Genomic DNA, 19950 nt, shown 5'->3' with positions numbered 1-19950 from the left:
AAGGATAAAAAGTGCGAGAATTAAGTCTAATTATGCTAGCAGCTGGAAATTCTACACGTTTAAATATGGAAGTTAAAAAACAATTTTTACGCATAGGAGAAGATCCTTTGTGGCTTTACGCAACAAAAAATTTAAGCTCTTTTTATCCATTTAAAAAGATAGTTGTTACCTCTGGTAATGTTTCTTATATGAAAAAATTTACAAAAAATTATGAAATTATAGAAGGTGGTGAAACAAGAGCACAATCTTTAAAAAAAGCTTTAGAATTAATCGAAACAGAATTTGTTATGGTTAGTGATGTTGCACGAGTTTTTATCAGCAAAAATTTATTTGATCGTTTGCTTGAAAATATTGATAAAGCAGATTGCATTACCCCTGCTTTAAAAGTTTGCGATACTACTCTTTTTGATGAACAAGCCATACAAAGAGAAAAAATAAAATTGATTCAAACACCACAAATTTCACGTACAAATTTACTCAAAAAAGCCTTAGAGCAAAATTCTGATTTTACAGATGATAGCACTGCTATTGCGGCTTTAGGAGGTAAAATTTGGTTTATAGAAGGTGAAGAAAATGCTAGAAAATTAACCTTTAAAGAAGATTTGATTAAATTAAATCTCCCTAGACCTAGTCACGAAATCTTTTGTGGAAATGGTTTTGATGTGCATGAATTTGGTCAAACAAGACCTTTAATCTTAGGCGGTATTGAAATTCATCCTAGCATGGGCTTAAAAGCACATTCAGACGGCGATGTTTTAGCACATTCTTTAACTGATGCAATTTTAGGCGCGGCTGGTTTAGGCGATATAGGGGAACTTTATCCAGATACTGATATAAAATTTAAAAACCGCCAATTCTATGGAACTTTTAAAAAAAGCTTATCAAAAAGTCAAAGAAATCGGCTTAGAACTTATTAATGCTGATATTTGCGTCATTGCACAAGCTCCAAAATTACATAAATTTAAAGAAGAAATTAGAGCCAATATAGCCTCAACTCTTAATATTAGCGAACATAAAATTAATGTAAAAGCTACTACTACAGAGCAATTAGGATTTATTGGTCGCAAAGAAGGTATAGCGGTTTTAAGCAATGCAAATTTAAAATATTTTGATTGGACAAAATTATGAAAGTTTTAATCATAGAAAATGAAATTTACTTAGCACAAAGTATCGGTATAAAGCTTAATAATATAGGTTATGATTGCACTATTATCAATTCTTTTGATGAGTACAATGAAGAAAAACGCTATGATATTATATTGCTTTCAGCTAACACTAGTAATTTTTTAAAAGCCGTAGAGCATTTTAAAAATAATATTATTATTTTGTTGATTTCTTATATAAGCACTGATGTGGTTTCAACACCTCTAAAAATGGGTGCAAGTGATTATATACAAAAACCTTTTATGATAGAAGAATTAATAAGAAAAATAAAACATCATCAAGATTTTAGAAAACTTTTAGCAGCAAATAAAACCTATGAGAGTTACATAAAATCTCGTATAAAGATGATAAGAATTCCAGAATATAACTATAAAAAAATAAAACTCCCACTTATTTTAAAATCCAATCTTCAAAATTCAGCCGATGCTTTTGTTTTTAAATATCTTTATGAACACAATATGACATTTGCTTATATTGACTTAGCAGCTACTAATGCTATCGAAAAAGTGATGAAATTTCATTTTGAAAATACTCTTTTATTTTTAAACAATCTTCAAATTTTAAAAACATCAGAAAAAGAAATTTTACTTAATTTTGTTAAAAATAAACCTGTGATTTTACATACTAATTCTCAAATAGAAAATACAAAATTCAATCAAATAGATCTAAATGATGATCAAAAAGGTATCATTAGCGATGAAATTTTAACTATTGATGAATATATAAGATACATTGTCTTAAACTATCAAAATGTGCTCTCTGATACAGATCTTTCTAAAAAAATAGGAATCTCTCGAAAATCCTTATGGCAAAAAAGGAAAAAATATGACCTCAAAAAAAAATAAAACAATCATAATTGACGAAAACGAATTAGGTATTTTATCTCTTATAGAAGAAGGTTTATTAGGAAATTGCGATCATTTAATGGATGAAAATGAAAGTAAAGAAATTTTAAAAACTGGAAAATTAAAAGGAGAAAATTTTCCTTATCCTTTCATCTTTGCCCCTAAAAATGCAGAAAAAATCTTAGCAAATATCAAAGAAAAAGATAAAATTGAACTCATTTGTGATGAAAAAATAGTAGGACATATAGAATTTAAAAATAAATTTAAAAATGATAAAAATTTTTCAAGTATTTTTAGCTCTAGAACTTGCTCTTTAGAAAATAATGGAAAAATTTGCATCAGTGGAAAAATAAAAATTTATGATTCTGCTATAAAAACTATCAAACAACAATTTCAACTTGTAAAAGAAAAACTCAATGCTCAAAAAATAACGGCCTTAGTTGCAAATCTTGATCCTTTACATAGAGCACATGAAAGAATGTTACGCTGGACTATAGATAAAGCAGATTTAGTTGTGATATTTTTAGTGGAATCTTTTGATGAAAATGGCTTTGAATTTGACTTAAAAGAAAAATATTTACAAAAACTCATACAAAACTATTTACCACCTGATAAAATTTTCATCTTTCCTTTAAAAAATATTGATCTTTTTCATTCTCATTTAAATCCTGCACTTGAAAGCATAGTAGCCAAAAATTTAGGCTGCACCAAACTTGTAGTAGGACAAAATCATACAGGCCTTGGAATGTTTTATGATGAAAATCAACCCAAGTCGATTTTGGATGAATTTTCCAAAGATTATGATATAGAAGTGATTATTTTACCTGAATTTGTCTTTTGCAATATTTGCCATATGATCGTAAGCACTAGATCTTGTCCTCATGGATTTCATCATCATTTACATTATAATTCTCAATCTTTGAAAAATTTATTAAGATTAGGTATTATTCCACCTGCGCTTTTTATGCGAAAAGAAATTTCAAGTATGATTTTATCTTCAATTTTTCCAAAGCGTTTTAAAAATTTTCAAAAAATATATAACGATCTTTTTGCCACAGATGGCATTTTAGAGGATAAAGAAGATGAAGAATTTTATAAAAAACTTTTAGAAGCATATCAAATGTCTTATATTGTTTGAAAGGTAATAATGCAAAAAATTTTCTTAACTTTTTTTTATTCAGGTTGCACTCCAAAAGCATCTGGGACTTTTGGAACTATTGCTGCTTTAATCCCTGCTTTTTTTATTTTAAAATATTTAGGAAGTTCCACATTAATACTACTTAGCCTTTTGATTTTTTTGATCAGTATACGCATTATTGATGATTATGAAAAAACCACTGGAATTCATGATGATAAACACATTGTTATTGATGAAGTAGCAGGAGTTTTTTTAGCTTGTGCCATAGCAGCTAATACATCAAATTCTTTATTAAATTTTATCATGGCTTTTATATTTTTTCGTTTGTTTGATATCACCAAACCTTCTATTATAGGAAAAATTGATAAAAAAGTTAAAGGCGGCTTAGGAGTGATGTTAGATGATATGATAGCAGGCTTATTTGCTGGGCTTTTAAGTGCTGTAATCTATGGAATTTTAATTAAATTTAATCTTTTATTTTGGGATAAAAAATTAATTGATTTATTTTGAAATTTTTCTTAAATTAATGAAATTTTAAATTTTATTCTTATATAATTAACCCTTAAAATTTCAAAAAAGGAATATTTAATGGCAAACCATAAATCTGCTGAGAAAAGAGCAAGACAGACTATTAAAAAAACAGAAAGAAATAGATTTTATAGAACAAGACTTAAAAACATTACAAAAGCTGTAAGAGAAGCAGCTGCTAAAAACGATAAAAATGCTGCAAATGAAGCTTTTAAAATAGCTAATAAAAGTATTCATGCTATGGTTAGTCGTGGTTTTCTTAAAAAACAAACTGCTTCACGCCGTGTAAGTCGCTTAGCTCTTTTAGTTAATAAAATTGCATAATTTTATTTTTTAATGTTAGCTGATAAACTAGACCCTTTTTTAAAACGCTATGAAGAGTTAAATTCTCTTCTTAGTAGCTCTGATATCGTTAATGATATCGAAAAGATGACTTCTCTCTCTAAAGAACAAAAAAATTTAGAACCTATTGTTTTAAAGGCTAAAGAATATTTAAAAACTTTAGAAAGCATAGAGGAGAATAAAGCCTTACTTAACGATTGTGAACTTGGGGAACTTGCCAAAGAAGAATTAAAAATTCTAGAAGATTCTAAACCAAAACTTGAAGAAGAGCTTAAAATTTTACTCTTACCTAAAGATCCTAACGATGAAAGAAATATTTTTTTAGAAATTCGTGCCGGTACTGGTGGGGATGAAGCCTCTTTATTTGTAGGAGATCTTGTAAAAGCATATTCAAGATACGCAGAAAATCGCAATTATAAATTAGAAATAGTCAGTTCAAGCGAAGGAAGCGTTGGAGGATTTAAAGAAATTATAATGCTGGTTAAAGGCATAGGGGCTTATTCTAGGCTCAAATATGAAGGAGGAACTCATAGAGTTCAAAGAGTCCCTCAAACAGAATCTCAAGGAAGAGTGCATACTTCTGCCATCACTGTAGCTGTTATGCCAGAAGTTGATGATATTGAAATACAAATTAATCCTAATGATCTTAAAATCGATGTGATGCGTTCTTCAGGTCATGGTGGACAAAGCGTTAATACTACTGATTCAGCTGTTCGCATCACACATATTCCTACTGGTATTGTTGTTGTTAATCAAGATGGAAAAAGTCAGCATAAAAATAAAGAAAGTGCTATGAAAGTTTTAAAAGCTAGACTTTTTGAAATGCAAGAAAGTGAACGTTTAGCACAAGAAAGTGAAGCGAGAAAATCTCAAGTAGGAAGTGGAGATAGAAGTGAACGTATACGCACTTATAATTTTCCTCAAAATCGCATTAGCGATCATCGTATAAATTTAACTTTATATCGTTTAGACTCCATCATGCAAGATGGACTTTTTGATGAAATTATTGAACCTTTAATAGCTCATTATCAAGCTGAGTCTTTGCAAGAGCAAAATTTATAATTTTGCTCTTTTTTTAATGTTTATGTGGAAATTTATGTGGATTTCCACTAGCTCCTGCAAAGCTTATCACGCCTTGATTAATATCATAAGCTTGCCCAAAACCTTTAACAAATCTTCCTTTTTTAAATTCAAGTTTAACTAAATGAAAATCAAGCATTTTTCTTATAGTTTTTATGCCGCCCTCAGCACCTGTTTGTCTCTCAAATTCATCATAAATTTTATCAAATTGCTCCCCTCTTTCTATAAAACTTGCATCAACTCTATAGCGTAATCTTTTGCGAAGTATCACAGAGGCAGCTTTGCTTTCATCCTCTAAAAACATTATTTCTATATTGTATGGATTCTTTTTGATATTATCAAAATGTTCACTAACTTCACTAATATAAATATAATTACCCTCATTTGTTGCCACAAAAGGAGCATAAGAACAAACGACTTCATTGTTTTCACTTAAAGTGGCTAAACATACAGAATTAAAACTTGATTTAAATTCTTCAATTTCTTTAGCTACTCCATTAAAATTCTCCTCAGCTTTTGCACTCATACAAAGAGAGATAATTGTATCTTTTAAAGTCTCTTCATTTGCTTTTTTTGGAAATTCAATACGTAAAATTTCATGTTCATTATAAATTATATCCAAACCCTCAAAATCAACATGATTTAATTTTACATTTCTAATATCTTTTACACCTCCAAATTTTTTGCAAAGATCAATTAAATTTGATTGATGATGCTCATTCATATGAGAAATAATGCTTTCTAAATTCATTTTCATTCCTTTTATTGAAAAATTTTAATTTTAAAATGATATCAATTATCAAATTAAATAAATCTTAAAGACTAATCCAATATTTTTAAAATCAAAAATTTTATTTATTTTTAAGATAATAAACGATAAATTTCTTACTTCATATTATGATATACATTATCATTATAATCTTAAGGAGTCAATCTTGTATAAAAAAATAACGTTGATAAAATTCTTTACTTTATTTAATTTTTTACTCATTGATATTAATGCGCAAGAAAATAACGAAGAAACTAAAGTTAAACTTAATGAAGTCGTTGTTTCTGCAAATAATCAGGAATTTGATAATAGTTTAAGAAATGTCATCGTTATTAATGGATCTGATTTGCAAAAAAAAGGCTTTAACTCTATAGAACAAGCTCTAGAAAGAACCGCTGAAATTAACTTTGTTAATTTTGGATTAGGAAGAAATATCGATATGCGAGGTCAAGGAGACAAATCTAATGTTGCTGTTAAAGTTATGATTGATGGAAAATCTATTAATATGCTTGATAATTCTCACGGAATAACTCCATTAAATAGTATTAATCTTGATAATATCGAACGTATAGAAATTATCCCTGGTGGTGGTTCCGTGCTTTATGGAAATGGCACTCGCGGAGGTGTAATTAATATCATTACAAAAAAACAAAAAGAAAATTTATTTTCTATGGCGATAAAAGGGAATGGATACAATCAACACAAATTAGGAGGCAATTTAGAAGTTAATGGAGCTAAAAAAATCAACGAAAATCTAGCTTTTAGTTTTAATATAGAAGGTTTTAATCAAGATGGCTATCAAGATGGCTATAACGAAAAAGGCTATTTTATAAACACTAAAACTTATATCAATCCTAATGAACAAAGTGATTTAATTTTAGGATATAATTATTTTAAAAGCAAAAATACAGGAAGTGGATATTTAACAAAAACACAAATTCAAGACAATCCTAAACAAAAAGGCAATGGAGAAAATATCACCTCTATTAATAGACCTGAAATCACTCTAGATTATCATTATTATCTTGATGATGCTTTAGAAGTTGATCTAGGAACTTTCTGGCAAAATCAAAAAATCAATTATCTCAAAGATATTTCTACGATGACTGTTATGAATATAACCTTGCCTGTATATCAAAATGGAAGTAGTTTTGAAGATACTCTCACAGGAATAAATCTCAAAAGCAGATATAACTATAAAGACAATTCTTATCTTATCTTTGGTTATGAATTTGCTAATCATGATGCCAAAAGAAAAAGCATTATCCATTATGATGTAAATATACCTAATTTTTCAATCAATCACACCATGACAACCCTTATGGATATGAAAAAACAAAGCCATTCTTTATTTGCTCTTGACTCACATGAATTTAATGATATATTTAGCATTTCTAGCGGATTAAGATATGAACGTAGTTTTTATAAAACTAATAGAAATTATATAAGCAAAATGCTTATTACCCAAAAGCCTAAGAATAATGCAGAAACCTTCAATACCGATAACCAAGGTAATAATTTCGCCTTTGAAATCACTCCAAATTTTAAATATTCAAATACAGGAAGCTTATATCTTAAATATGAAAGAGGTTTTATATCTCCATCACCAGCACAATTTGTTAATAAAGATCAAACAACGCAAAAATATTATTCTTCAAATTTAGATTCTGAAATTTTTAATACTTTTGAACTAGGAATAAATGATCTTTGGTGGGATTTTTATGGATTTAATTTAACTTTATTTTATACCTTGAGCAAAGATGAAATTTCTTATCTTGGAAATCCGCATTCTGAAGCGGGTGCTTTTTGGAAATATTACAATATCGACCAAACACATCGCATTGGCACAGAATTAAATTTAGATCAAAGTTTTTTAGATGATGAACTTATTTTAAGACAAAGTATAGCTTATATAGATGCTAAAATTTCAAAAGGAATCAATAAAGGAAAAAGAATTCCTTATGTTTCAAAAATTAAAGCTAGTGTGGGTATTGAATATGCTATCAATTCAAATTTTAGCACTTTTTTAGATCTGACTTATTATTCTCGTGCTAAAGATGGTGGAATGATAGATGAAAAAACTGGAAAAATGAGCAAGAATACTTGGATAAAAGATTATACTCTAACCGATATAGGCTTAAGTTATTATTATAAAAAATTACAAATTTCTAGTGGAATTAGAAATCTTTTTAATAAACAATACTACACCTATCAAGATAGTCTTAATGATGAATATTTAGCTGGAAGCGGTAGAAATTATTATTTAGAGTTAAAATATGTTTTTTAAAAATTTCATTTGGAGTATTAGTATTTTTATTACTTATTTAGGGGTTATTTTTATCTCTCTTTGTTTAGGAGATGAAAATTTAAGCCCTATACAACTTATTTCTCATCTTATTTCAGAAAATGAAATTTTACGCCAAATTATAATCGATGGACGTTTACCAAGAATTATAATGGCTATTTTAATCGGAATGCTTTTAGCAAGTAGTGGAGCTATAACTCAAAATGTCTTTTCAAATCCCATAGCTGATCCTTATATTATTGGCATAGCTTCAGCAGCAACCTTTGGCGCGGTCTTGGCTTATTTATTAAAATTACCAGATTATTTTTATGGAATTTTAGGATTTTTTTGCTCTGCTTTTTTCACCTTAATAATCTTTAAAATTTCCTCAAAATCTTCCATAGCCACTTTACTTATCATAGGAATAGCAACATCATCTTTTTTAGGAGCCTTTACTTCATTTTTTACCTATCTTATAGGAGAAGATTCTTTTAAAATAGTTGCTTGGTTAATGGGAAATATTGGATCAGCCTCTTGGCATGAGGTTGCCATTTTGATACCTCCACTATTTTTATCTTTATTATATTTTTATATACACAGAAATGAACTTAATATTATCTTAAGTGGTGATGATGAAGCTAGAAATTTAGGAGTAGATGCAAGAAAACTTAAAATTAACCTGCTTATAATTTCTTCTTTATCTGTATCTTTTGCTATATCTTTTACAGGATTAATCGGCTTTGTAGGCCTTATTATTCCTCATGGAGTAAGAATTCTATTTAAAAATTATAATAATATATTAATAATACCTTTTTGTACAGTTTTTGGGGGACTTTTTTTGCTTATTTGCGATACTCTAGCTAGAACAATTATAGCACCTATACAAATTCCTATAGGAATTTTAACCGCTTTTATTGGATCACCAATATTTTTATACTTAACTTTGAAAGCTAAAAGGTTATTATAATGCTTGAAATAAAAAATTTAAATTTTTCCTATAATGAAAAAATATTGCTAAAAAATATTAATATAAATATTGAAAGCCAAACATTTGTAGGAATTTTAGGTCCTAATGGATCAGGCAAAAGCACTCTTTTAAAACTTATGCTTAAAAATTTAGCTCCAAAAACTGGTGAAATAATACTTTTTAATAAAAATATTAAAGATTTTCAACTTAAAGAATTTGCTAAAATTTGCGGATTTGTTCCACAAAATTCGGAACTTAAAACACCATTAAAAGTTTTAGATGTACTTTTAATGAGTAAATATATTCATTTAAAAAATTCTTTTAATACATACTCCAAAAAAGATATATTAGAAATTCAAGAATTAGCCCAAATGATAAAAATAGATGAATTATTACAAAGAGATGTATTATCTTTAAGTGGTGGAGAATTTCAAAAAATATTATTAGCTAGAGCTTTATTGAAGCAACCAAAAATTCTATTCTTAGATGAACCTACATCAGCACTTGATTTAAATCATGCTATAGAGCTTTTAAATTTTTGTGAAACTTTAATCCAAAAACAAAAAATTACTATTATAGCAATACTGCACGATTTAAATCTTGCATCACTTTTTTGCAATAAACTACTTTTTTTAAAAAAAGGAAAAGTGCGATATTTTGGTACCACTAAAGAACTTTTAAAACAAGAAATTTTAAAAGAAATTTATAATTTAAATTGCAAAATCATTTATGAAAATTCAAAACCTTATATTTTAGCTTTAAAGGAAATAAAATGAAAAAAATACTAATCTTGTGTTTCACATTTATAATAATACTCCAAGCAAAAGAACGTATCATATCTCTTGATCCAGCAAGTGTTGAAACACTTTTTATGTTAAAAGCAGATGATCAAATCATAGGCATTGCCTCTTTGACACATTCAGATATTTATCCAAAAGAAAAAACTTCTAAAATCGCAAGTGTTGGAACATTTACAAATCCATCGGTTGAAAAAATTATTTCTCTTAATCCAACTTTGGTAATTTTAAGCTCTTATTCTCTCAACTTGAAACAAAAGCTTGATAATTTTGGTATCAAAACTATGGTTTTAAAGGCGCAACATCTTAATGATATAAAAGATAATATAAAAATTCTTGCAAAAATAACACAAAAAGAAAAAGAAGGGGATAAAATTTTAAAAAATTTCGAAAATAAATTAAAAAATTTAGAAAAAAATCCTTTAAATAAAAGTGCAATTTATCTTTATTCTAGTAATCCTTTGATGGCTTTTAGCAATAATTCTTTAATTGCTGATATTTTAAAACTTATTGGAATAAAAAATTTAAGCCCAAAAAGCAATATAGCACGTCCGATAATATCAGAAGAATACATACTGAAGCAAAATCCTGATTTGCTTATTTTTGGAATCAATGCAACTGAAAAAAATCTACTAAATAACAACTCTTTATTAAAAAATACTAAAGCAGTTAAAAAAAATCAAATCTATACCTATAAAAATACTTATTTGCTGTTACGCCTAAGTCCTAAAATTATAGATAGAATTGAAGAATTTAAAGCAGAATTAGAAAAAGCTAATTCTGCAACCTCGTCTTAAAAAATTCACAACTTTGACAAAGTTTTTCGATGCGTTTGTTTTCCTCAAAAGCTTTTTTCATTTTTATTAAACGTTCAGAATTTAAAAGGTTTGCAAAACCGTCTTTAAAAATATTTCCTAAATTAATATCTCCTTTGGCATCTAAGCAACAAGGGACTAAAGTCCCATCACTTAAAATTCCAATTTGATCTTTTAAAGCATGACATTTTCCATGAAGATATAGGGATTTATCATTAAGATTTGGCCATTTAAAAAGTTTATTTTGATGAAGAATAATATGCCTTGCTAAATAATTTTTTGTCAAAGTAGGATCAATATCTTTTTGAAATTCTTTAGACAAAAATTCATAAATAATAAAATTTTCCCTAGGTGCTTTAAAATTAACGTCCAAATTCCAAAGTCTAAAATTAATAAAACTTGTTTTTTTATATTTTATATGTTCTTTGCAAAAATTTATAATAGGTTTAAAATATTGCTTTAAAGGAAGTTTACTTTGACTTAAAAAAGCCATCAAGGAAATATTAATTTGATGAATATTTTCATAATTTAGCAACAAATCACAATTTTTATCATCAAAATAAAAACCACTTGTAGTGATTTCAAGTTTCATATTATAATCTTTAGCAATTTCTAAATAACTTTTTAAATCTGATAAAAGCAAAGGGTCTCCTAAAAGATGCAAGGTAAAAAGCTTAGATTGATTGTAAATTTGCTTTGACAAAGTGATAAAATTTTCCTTAGACATTATTTTTCGAATTGCTTTTTTTGAAGGACAAAAATCACATTTTAAACCACAAATATCACTTAATTCTATATAAATTTTTTTAAATTTCATTTTTATTCCAAAAATAATTATTTTATTAATTTTCAAGTAAAATAGTAGCATTAATTTTCATTTTTTTATAAATATTAAATATTTAAGTTAGAAAATTTGATAAAAATTCGTTCTTAAAAATTTAATAAGTATAGTTTGACTTTGTATAGCCTATAAACTTTTAATCTTATCTTTGTTTTGACGATTTTAAATTCTTTTACAATAACAAAAATCTTAATAGCAACACAACTTATAAATTTAGCATAGATCGTTTTTTACATTGAATTTACTTTTTTCAAATAACAATAATAAAAACTTTATTACAATATAAAAATCAAAACTTGATTAAATTTAAAGCTTTTAAAGAAAGTATTGATAGTGGAATATGTTTTAATTCTTTAAAATTTTTAAATTCATAATCTTTAGTTTTGATTTTTAAAATTTGATGATAGACTTGAATATTGATTTTATATTTAGTATAGCTATGTTTAAACTCCCCTAAAAATATCATATTTTTTTGCTTTTTAAATTCATCTTCTTTAAATAAAGGAAAATTATACATACCTTTATAAAGTTTTTCTTGACTTTTTTTAATTGCAATTTGTTCTTTATACTCCATAAAAATAAGAAATAAATTTAACTTTTCATAAAGAATTTTTTTATTTTCTGGATAAGAATTTGGATTAAATTTAGCTTTACAAAAATCATAAAAAGGACAAACTCCACATTTTGGATTTTTTGGCAAACAAATTAAAGCACCTATGTCAAGTAAAGCTTGGTTATGATTAAAAGTATCATTTAAATTTAAGATTTCATATGCTTTTAACTCAAGTTCTTTCATGCTTGCATTTTTTAAGGCAAAAAGACGAGAAAGAACACGACGTATATTACCATCAACAAAAGCCACTTTTTGATCATAAGCAAAACAAGCAATTGCACCTGCTGTATAGGCTCCTATGCCACTTAAACTTTTTAATTTCTTAAGTTCTTTTGGTAAAATACCGCTAAATTTTTCCATACATTCTAAAGCTGCTTTTTTTAAATTTCTAGCACGATTATAATAACCAAGTCCCTGCCAAGCCTTTAAAAGATCATCTTCATTAGCATTAGCCAAACTTTGTAAGGTAGGAAATTTTTGTAAAAATGGAAAATAAAATTTTTCTAAAACAGATTTTACTTGAGTTTGTTGAAGCATAATTTCACTAATATAAACCCCATAAGCCCTATCAATCTGTCTTAATCTATCATCACAATGAATGCTTTGTAAATTTCTCCAAGGTAAATCTTTGCGCCCTTTTTCCTCATACCAAAGAAGCAATTTCTTTTGGAGTTTTTCAATGATTTGTTTTTGCATAAATCAAAGTATATCAAAAAATTTTAGATTTTTTTGATAAAATAATAAAAAATGATTCTTTAAAAAGGAGTAAATATGTTGGCTTTTTTCAAAGGCTTAGGTATAGGATTTTTATGTCTTTTGCTTTTTGTTGCCGGAGTAGTTTTTAATGTTGAATTTTTAGAAAAAAAATATCCAAATCAAGCTTTAAATTTTTCAAGAAATATTGAAATTGGCACCCACTTAAAACCTGATGAATTTTATACAAATATTAATTTTTGGGCTAATGAAAATCTTGACACTAAAATCACTCTAAGCGATGATGAAAAAAAACAAATTGCCGAAACTTTTAATCAAATCATACAACGCACCCAAAAAGATAATTTTTGTAGCGGAGGAAGTTTTTCTTTAGAGCCTAATTTTTCTTACAAAGATGGCATACAAACTATAAAAGGACAAAAATTAAATGCGAATTTAGAATGTATTATTAAAGAAAATGATCTTGAAAATTTTAACCATTTTGTAAATGATTTAAATACTATAGTTAAAAAAAGCTCTTTTATAGGAGTTTCCATACCCTCTTTAGAGCCTAGATTTTCAAAAAAACTTTTACAAGAAAATAAAGAAAAACTCTATAATCAACTTTTACAAAAAGCATATTCTTATGAAGAAATTTACTCTAAAGATTTAAATAAAACTTGTATATTAAAAACTCTAGATACAAATTTAAATGCAAATATATCACCAAGATTTTTTGCTACAAAATCCAATAATATGCAACTATCCTTACCTGTTGTTAAAAATACAGAACAAAGCTTAAGCGCTAAAGCATTATTTATATGTAAATAGCAAAATAAACTCATTTTAAGTTTATTTTGCTAGAATTTCATCTTTAAACTTTGCGGGAATAGCTCAGGGGTAGAGCACAACCTTGCCAAGGTTGGGGTCGCGAGTTCGAATCTCGTTTCCCGCTCCATATCACCCGCCCGGGTGGTGGAATTGGTAGACACAAGGGACTTAAAATCCCTCGGAATTTTTCTTCCGTGCCGGTTCAAGTCCGGCCTCGGGCACCACTTTCTAAAATTTATCAGGGCGACATAGCCAAGCGGTAAGGCATGGGCCTGCAAAGCCTTGATCTCCGGTTCGAATCCGGATGTCGCCTCCAAAAGGCACAAGATTATAATCGGGAGATGGCTGAGTGGTCGAAAGCGGCGGTCTTGAAAACCGTTGAGGGTAACACCTCCAGGGGTTCGAATCCCTTTCTCCCGGCCACTAACTTCTTAAATATACTATACAAAAAAATAATAATATTATATAATCATTACTAAAAAAAGAAATTTTAATGGAAACAATGAAAGAATTTTATATGCAATTAGCCTTAAATGAGGCTTGGAAATATCAATTTTTAACCTATCCCAATCCAGCAGTAGGCTGTGTCATCTTAGACAAAAATGGAAAAATATTAGCTATAAAAGCACATGAAAAAGCGGGTTTAGCACATGCAGAATTAAATGCAATCGCTAATGCTTTAGAAAAAATAAGACCTGAAATTCTTTTACCTAAAGATGCCAATGCTTTGCATGATTTTATTTGCAAAAATCATCAAAATATATTTAAAGGAGCTATAGCTTTTGTTACTTTAGAGCCTTGTTCTCATCAAGGCAAAACTCCTCCTTGTGCAAAGCTTTTTAGCGAACTTGGTTTTAAAAAAATTTTTATCAGCGTTAAAGATGAAAATGATATTGCAAAAGGGGGAGCAGATTTTCTAAGAAATCAAGGTATAGAAATAGAATTTGGTATACTTGAAAAAGAAGGAAAAGATCTCTTAAAACCTTTTTTAAAATGGCAAAAGGGACAATTTAAACTTTTTAAATTAGCCCTTTCTATGAATGGATCAACTTTAGGAAAAATCGTAAGCAATAAATTAAGTAGAACTTATGCTCATAAAATCCGATCAATTATTGATCTTTTAGTCATAGGAGGCAATACCATAAGAATAGATAAGCCAACTTTAGATGCAAGACTTTGTCAAGGAAAAGCGCCTGATCTTTGTATTTTAAGTCATAAAAAATTAGAAAATTTTGATCATAATATTCCTTTATTTCAAATTCCAAATCGTAAAATTTATACCAAAATTCCAGAAAAAGCTAAATTTTTAATGTATGAAGGGGGAGAAAATTTTTTAAAAAGTTTAAAAAATGAAATAGATTTATTTTTAATTTTTCAAAGTTCCATTTTAAATAATCAAAAAAATGTTACAATATCTTTAAATTTAAAACCTCTTTATAAAAATTTTTTAGGAAATGATACTTATGGCATTTATGAATCTGAATAATTTCTTTCACATAAAATATGATTTTAATTTCCTTAAAATTGAAAAGAAAAGTAGTATTAAAAATATCATTTTAAAAGATTATATTTTAAAATCTTACAAAGATGAAATTAATCCAAATGGAGAAACTTTTATCTATCAAGGAATAAAAGAACAGATTTTTAAAGAAAATGATGAAATTCTTGTTTTAAGCATTAGTAGAAAAATCATATTTTTTAAAAATTTAACACAAAATTCAGATAATCTTGGAGAAATTCAAACAAAACAAAGCCTACTTTTGTCTTTTTTATTTTTTGGAAGTTTATTTTTTGCTAGCTTGTTTTTAATGGAATTTAGCATTCTTGACTTATTGTTTTTAATTCTATGTATTATAGTATTAATTGCAAGCTCTATTAGTACTAATTTACTTTTTAGACATATTAATTTATTAAAAAAATTTTCAAAAGACGAAATAAAAGAATTTTTAAAAAAAAGAAAAAATGTTAAAGCATAATGCTTTAACATACTGTTTTTAAATTTGTAGCAAGACCACCCAAAGAAGTTTCTTTATATTTATAATTCATATCTTTGCCGGTTTCATACATCGTTTCTATCACCTCATCAAGACCAACTTTAGGAGTTGATTGTCGAGTCATAGCCATCCTTGCTGCACTGATAGCTTTAATTGCTCCAAAAGCATTTCTTTCAATACAAGGAATTTGAACAAGTCCTGCAACAGGATCGCAAGTTAAACCTAAATGATGTTCCATTGCCACTTCAGCAGCGTTGCAAGCCTTAAAAGCATTTGCGCCTAAAACTGTAGCCATTGCAGCAGCAGCCATAGAACTTGCACTACCAATTTCAGCTTGACATCCAGCTTCAGCCCCACTAATGCTTGCATTTTTCTTATATAATGAACCAATGAGCATAGCTGCTAATAAGAAATTTACCGCTTCATCATCATTAAAACCTACAGTATGATTTTTAAGATAAAGCATTACAGCAGGAACAACTGCGCAAGCTCCATTTGTAGGAGCTGTAACCACTCTAGCACCACTTGCGTTTTCTTCTGCAACTGCAAGAGCATATAATGAGATAAAATCAATAATTCCCATAGGATCAGCTGTCATAGATATACGTTCATGTAAGCCCTTGGCTCTACGTTTTAAATTGAGTTTACCAGGTAAATACTCCTCAGTAGGATGAATTCCATTATAATAAACTTCTTGCATCACTTCCCAAATTTCAAGACAATAAGATCTGATTTCTTCTTTTGTGTGAAACTGCAATTCATATTGATACGATAATTCCGCCAAATTCCAATTATTTTTCTCGCAAAATTCAAGAACTTCTTTGGCGTTATTGAGTTCAATTTCATTTTTGCTTGATAAGTTTTGACTTGAATTTTTATTTCTTTTTTCTAATTCTGCAGCAGTTAAAACAAATCCACCGCCTACAGAATAATAAGTTTCTTCATCGATAAGCTCACCTTTTTCATTAAAAGCTTTAATTTGCATTCCATTTTCATGCAAAGGTAAAAAATCTTTAGAAAAAATTAAATCTCTTTCATAATTAAAATTTAATTCTTTTTGTCCACATAGATTAATTTTACCTTTTTCTAAGGCGTTTTTATTGGCTTCTTCTTGTATAGAAGCACTTAAATTTTTAGCCTCTAAACCATTTAAACCCCAAATTACTGCCTTATCACTTAAATGTCCTTTGCCCGTTAAAGACAAAGAACCATAAAGAATAACTTCTATTTTAGTTATTTCATCAATTCTTTTAATAATCTTCTTACAAAATAAATTTCCAGCAAGCATAGGTCCTAAAGTATGCGAAGATGAAGGACCTACTCCTATTTTAAAAATACTTAAATTACTCATCATATACTACTTTACAAAATATTCTAAAATTAAATTATGTACAACAGCTGAAATAGCTACAATCCCCATGATAGCAATAAAAATATCTAAAATTTTATTGCGGAACTTTGCCAAAATATCAAAACGATAGATACAATAAATCGGCATTAAAAAAAGTAATATTGCTAAAACAGGACCACCTATAGTTTCAATAATACCTATAACACTTGGATTTTTATAAGCCACATACCAAGCAACAATAAAAGTAATAATAGCTGTTAAAGTTTGTGCTAATTTACCTTGAATTTTTCCATTACTTGCTTTATATAAAATACCATTTAAACCTTCTTGAGAACCTAAATAATGTCCTAAAAAGCTTTTACTAATCGCAACAAGAGCAACAATAGGTCCAACATAAGTTAAAATAGCTACTTGGGGAAATTTATTTGCGATAAAAGTTAAAATATTAACATTTTGATCTTTAGCAGATGCAAATTCTTCAGGAGTGAAAGTCAAAGCACAAGAAAAGATAAAAAACATTACCACAAATACCATTAAAACTACAGCTGAAGAAATAATTCTTCTAGCACGAAATTCTGCATTGTCGCCATATTCTTTTTTACAAAAACAAGCTAAAGATGAAATAATAGGAGAATGATTAAAACTAAATACCATGACAGGAATCACAAGCCATAAAGTCACCCAAAAATTACTTGTTTGAAATACTGAAAAATCTATATTTGTAAAAAGAGCTGCATTCCATTGAGGGATTAAAAGCAATGAAAGAATAAATAAAAATATAATGAAAGGGAAAACAAGAAAACTCATAGCCCTAGTAACTACACCTTCACCAAAAATTGAAACAAGAACTAAAGCACCTACTACTAAAAAGCTTATCCATATACGAGCTCCATGAAGTGTTGTTGCATCAAAATGAAATTGATTGATTAAAAATTCAATCAAAGTAGTTGTAAGATTTGCACTATAAACAAGTAAAATGGGTAATATAGCAAAAAAATACAATACGGTAATTAAAAAACCACCACCTTTGCCAAAATAACTTTCTGCAACAAAAGTAATATCATCTTTTGGATTAGAACTTGAAAGAACAAAGCGACATAAATTTCTATGAGCTAAATAAGTCATAGGAAAAGCTAAAACAAGTATTACTAGCAAGGGAATTAATCCGCCAAGCCCTGCACTTATAGGCAGCAACAAGACACCTGCACCAATTGCCGTTCCAAAAAGAGATAACACCCACCTTATATCGTGGCTGGTCCATTTATTATTAGAAGTATCCATCTGTTTTTCCTTTTTAACAATAAAATAAGCAAATTATTATATCAAAATTTTTGTAAATATTGTAGATATTTTTATTATATAATTAATTTTTGTGAAATATTTTATAAATTAAAAATTAATAAATATGTAAAATTTTATGATATAAGGAAGTATTATAAAACTATAAATAAAATATTATTTCAGTTTTAATTAAAATATTTGAAAAATTCAAATATTTTAATTATTTTTTAACACTTTATAATTAATGATCCATTTTCTGCCCTAAGATATTACCTTGCATATCTGTATATACTTTCATATAATTATTTAATTCAAATTTATATCCATTTATTTCTTTGCTCACTTCTAAAATTTGTGCGTTTGAAGAAGTGCTTATTTTAGACATAATGCTTGGCAAAATACTATTAGGCAATGCTTGATATTTTCCATCTACTTCTTTCCATTCTCCATTAATCATAAAATCTATCTCAGTTCCATTGCTTAAAGTTACATCAAAAGAATCAATATCTTTTTTAACTAAAGCAATTTGAGCATTTTTAAAATTTGCGGCAATAAAATCTTGTGCATTTTTTGGAAGAGTACTAGCAGGAACGATAATATCTTTAGCTAAAAGTACTGTAGCTCCCAATAAAGCTACTAAACCTAATTTTATTTTCATTAATTCTCCTTATTTTATTTTGGTTGCAAGAATTAAATCTAATTTTTGTGAAGCAAGTGTGAAGCTTAAAAATTTATTTTTAAGCTATCTCCTTCAACACTTACTCCTTTACTTTTTGAGAAACTAATATTTTTGCCATTTTCAAATTTTAAAGTATCTAAATCTTTTAACTCAATATCATAAGTTAAAATATGCAAAATAATATCATATAAAGAAAAAAACAATTCCTTTTCCTCCATTTTACTTTCGCAAACTTCAAATTCCAAACGATTAAAATTTCTTAATCCATAAGTATAAGCATTAACACCATTCTCACAAGGATATACGCTTACATAAACCCAATTATAAACTGGCAAACGATTTTCTTTTAACATATTAGCATTTTCGATATAGAATTTAGGTTCTAAAACAACTCCACCTGTATAAAATCCTAAAGCATTTCTATCTTGTAAGCATACTGATGAAACTTGAGTAAAAAGCTTAGCTTGTTCAAGCTTGCTTTCACTTTGACTAAGTACAGCAATTAAAAGATGAGCTTTATGCTTTTTTGTTTCTTTTAAAGCGTCTTTCCACATAAAATTAAAATTCGCATAATATTCAGCTTCTTTATTAGGTATAGGATTTTTAATCAAGCTTAAAGTTACTAGCATATTCTTATGATAAAAAATAACTCCATCTTGATTAAAATTCTCATCTGGAATTAAAATATCAAATTCATTATTGAGCAAATTTTGTAATTTTAAAAAATCAAACTCTTCATTACCTAAAAGCACAAAGGAAGTAAAATTATGATTTTGCTGCATACTATTTTCCTTAGAAATTTATTATTTAATTTTTATTATACCTTAAATCATCCATTTTTTAAGGTTTAAATTTTTAAAAATTATGATAATTACTATTAATTATAGTTTTATTTTTCTTGTAGTATAATCGTACGATTTTAACAAATATTTAATGGG

The 19950-nt window shown here is 27.5% G+C and carries 19 protein-coding genes, 4 tRNA genes and 1 pseudogene; 17 read left to right on the top strand and 7 right to left on the bottom strand.

The features are described from left to right. Window positions 1-11 precede the first annotated feature (11 nt). The 6 genes and pseudogenes from ACD570_RS02095 (at window position 12) to prfA (ending at window position 5079) form a co-directional block, all read left to right on the top strand. Window positions 12-1128 (top strand): annotated as a pseudogene (locus tag ACD570_RS02095) (bifunctional 2-C-methyl-D-erythritol 4-phosphate cytidylyltransferase/2-C-methyl-D-erythritol 2,4-cyclodiphosphate synthase). Further along, window positions 1125-2009, top strand: a complete 885-nt coding sequence (locus ACD570_RS02090; protein WP_200281198.1) for a response regulator transcription factor — start codon at window positions 1125-1127, stop codon at window positions 2007-2009. The pseudogene ACD570_RS02095 and the gene ACD570_RS02090 overlap by 4 nt, the downstream one beginning before the upstream one ends. Further along, window positions 1990-3147: a sulfate adenylyltransferase gene (locus ACD570_RS02085; protein WP_337207043.1), complete on the top strand. Its 1158-nt coding sequence runs from the start codon at window positions 1990-1992 to the stop codon at window positions 3145-3147. Before ACD570_RS02090 ends, ACD570_RS02085 begins: the two co-directional genes overlap by 20 nt. A 9-nt stretch (window positions 3148-3156) precedes the next feature. Beyond that, entirely contained in the window at window positions 3157-3657 is a 501-nt protein-coding gene (locus ACD570_RS02080) for a phosphatidylglycerophosphatase A (protein ID WP_200281192.1), read from the top strand. A 78-nt stretch (window positions 3658-3735) separates the two neighbouring features. Then, entirely contained in the window at window positions 3736-3999 is a 264-nt protein-coding gene (rpsT, locus tag ACD570_RS02075; RefSeq protein ID WP_137621647.1) for a 30S ribosomal protein S20, read from the top strand. A gap of 12 nt (window positions 4000-4011) precedes the next feature. Further along, window positions 4012-5079, top strand: a complete 1068-nt coding sequence (gene prfA, locus ACD570_RS02070; protein ID WP_239820131.1) for a peptide chain release factor 1 — start codon at window positions 4012-4014, stop codon at window positions 5077-5079. A 13-nt stretch (window positions 5080-5092) separates the two neighbouring features. Here the strand turns inward: prfA and ACD570_RS02065 are convergent, their stop codons facing one another. After that, window positions 5093-5848, bottom strand: coding sequence for a HugZ family heme oxygenase (locus ACD570_RS02065; RefSeq protein ID WP_239820132.1), 756 nt, complete (start codon window positions 5846-5848; stop codon window positions 5093-5095). Window positions 5849-6032: 184 nt separating this feature from the next. Between ACD570_RS02065 and ACD570_RS02060 the strand changes: the two genes are divergently transcribed. The 4 genes from ACD570_RS02060 to ACD570_RS02045 are packed head-to-tail and all read left to right on the top strand — an operon-like array spanning window position 6033 to window position 10711. Further along, entirely contained in the window at window positions 6033-8153 is a 2121-nt protein-coding gene (locus ACD570_RS02060) for a TonB-dependent receptor (protein ID WP_417904345.1), read from the top strand. Then, on the top strand, window positions 8143-9117 hold the full coding sequence (locus tag ACD570_RS02055) for an iron ABC transporter permease (protein ID WP_337199745.1): 975 nt from the start codon (window positions 8143-8145) through the stop codon (window positions 9115-9117). The genes ACD570_RS02060 and ACD570_RS02055 overlap by 11 nt, the downstream gene beginning before the upstream one ends. Continuing rightward, window positions 9117-9893, top strand: a complete 777-nt coding sequence (locus ACD570_RS02050; protein ID WP_337206575.1) for an ABC transporter ATP-binding protein — start codon at window positions 9117-9119, stop codon at window positions 9891-9893. Before ACD570_RS02055 ends, ACD570_RS02050 begins: the two co-directional genes overlap by 1 nt. Then, on the top strand, window positions 9890-10711 hold the full coding sequence (locus tag ACD570_RS02045; RefSeq protein ID WP_337207038.1) for an ABC transporter substrate-binding protein: 822 nt from the start codon (window positions 9890-9892) through the stop codon (window positions 10709-10711). The genes ACD570_RS02050 and ACD570_RS02045 overlap by 4 nt, the downstream gene beginning before the upstream one ends. Here ACD570_RS02045 and ACD570_RS02040 read toward each other — a convergent pair. Then, window positions 10689-11546, bottom strand: coding sequence for an SPASM domain-containing protein (locus ACD570_RS02040; protein WP_417904344.1), 858 nt, complete (start codon window positions 11544-11546; stop codon window positions 10689-10691). The two genes, ACD570_RS02045 and ACD570_RS02040, sit on opposite strands and share 23 nt — an antisense overlap. A 313-nt stretch (window positions 11547-11859) precedes the next feature. Beyond that, complete coding sequence (gene mutY, locus ACD570_RS02035) at window positions 11860-12879, bottom strand: A/G-specific adenine glycosylase (protein ID WP_239820137.1); 1020 nt, start codon at window positions 12877-12879, stop codon at window positions 11860-11862. Between the two features lie 75 nt (window positions 12880-12954). Between mutY and ACD570_RS02030 the strand changes: the two genes are divergently transcribed. From ACD570_RS02030 to ACD570_RS02000, 7 genes are all read left to right on the top strand, one after another. Continuing rightward, window positions 12955-13707: a hypothetical protein gene (locus tag ACD570_RS02030; RefSeq protein WP_337196705.1), complete on the top strand. Its 753-nt coding sequence runs from the start codon at window positions 12955-12957 to the stop codon at window positions 13705-13707. Between the two features lie 52 nt (window positions 13708-13759). Continuing rightward, window positions 13760-13834 (top strand) — tRNA-Gly (locus tag ACD570_RS02025). Window positions 13835-13842: 8 nt separating this feature from the next. Then, window positions 13843-13931, top strand: a tRNA-Leu gene (locus ACD570_RS02020). An 18-nt stretch (window positions 13932-13949) separates the two neighbouring features. Continuing rightward, window positions 13950-14023: transfer RNA gene (locus ACD570_RS02015), tRNA-Cys, on the top strand. Window positions 14024-14042: 19 nt separating this feature from the next. After that, window positions 14043-14130 (top strand) — tRNA-Ser (locus ACD570_RS02010). Between the two features lie 79 nt (window positions 14131-14209). Next, entirely contained in the window at window positions 14210-15193 is a 984-nt protein-coding gene (ribD, locus tag ACD570_RS02005; protein WP_337202188.1) for a bifunctional diaminohydroxyphosphoribosylaminopyrimidine deaminase/5-amino-6-(5-phosphoribosylamino)uracil reductase RibD, read from the top strand. Further along, complete coding sequence (locus ACD570_RS02000; RefSeq protein WP_337207034.1) at window positions 15171-15683, top strand: hypothetical protein; 513 nt, start codon at window positions 15171-15173, stop codon at window positions 15681-15683. The genes ribD and ACD570_RS02000 overlap by 23 nt, the downstream gene beginning before the upstream one ends. A gap of 4 nt (window positions 15684-15687) precedes the next feature. On the opposite strand, the gene ACD570_RS01995 is transcribed toward ACD570_RS02000, so the two are convergent. The 4 genes from ACD570_RS01995 to ACD570_RS01980 all read right to left on the bottom strand — a co-directional run bounded on the left by ACD570_RS01995 (window position 15688) and on the right by ACD570_RS01980 (window position 19794). Continuing rightward, the gene (locus tag ACD570_RS01995; protein ID WP_337207032.1) at window positions 15688-17052 is read right to left on the bottom strand and encodes an L-serine ammonia-lyase; all 1365 of its coding nucleotides are present in this window, start codon (window positions 17050-17052) and stop codon (window positions 15688-15690) included. Window positions 17053-17058: 6 nt separating this feature from the next. Continuing rightward, complete coding sequence (locus tag ACD570_RS01990) at window positions 17059-18333, bottom strand: aromatic amino acid transport family protein (RefSeq protein WP_200281141.1); 1275 nt, start codon at window positions 18331-18333, stop codon at window positions 17059-17061. 241 nt (window positions 18334-18574) lie between these two features. Beyond that, window positions 18575-18991, bottom strand: a complete 417-nt coding sequence (locus tag ACD570_RS01985) for a PepSY-like domain-containing protein (RefSeq protein WP_200281138.1) — start codon at window positions 18989-18991, stop codon at window positions 18575-18577. Window positions 18992-19056: 65 nt separating this feature from the next. Continuing rightward, window positions 19057-19794 (bottom strand): DUF4261 domain-containing protein, encoded by a 738-nt coding sequence (locus tag ACD570_RS01980; RefSeq protein WP_200281115.1) that lies wholly within the window; start codon window positions 19792-19794, stop codon window positions 19057-19059. Between the last annotated feature and the right edge of the window lie 156 nt (window positions 19795-19950).

It is taken from the genome of Campylobacter sp. LH-2024, assembly GCF_048270605.1.
In the GTDB taxonomy this organism is placed as follows: Bacteria; Campylobacterota; Campylobacteria; order Campylobacterales; family Campylobacteraceae; genus Campylobacter_D; species Campylobacter_D molothri.
This window is presented reverse-complemented; position numbering and strand designations above follow the sequence as displayed.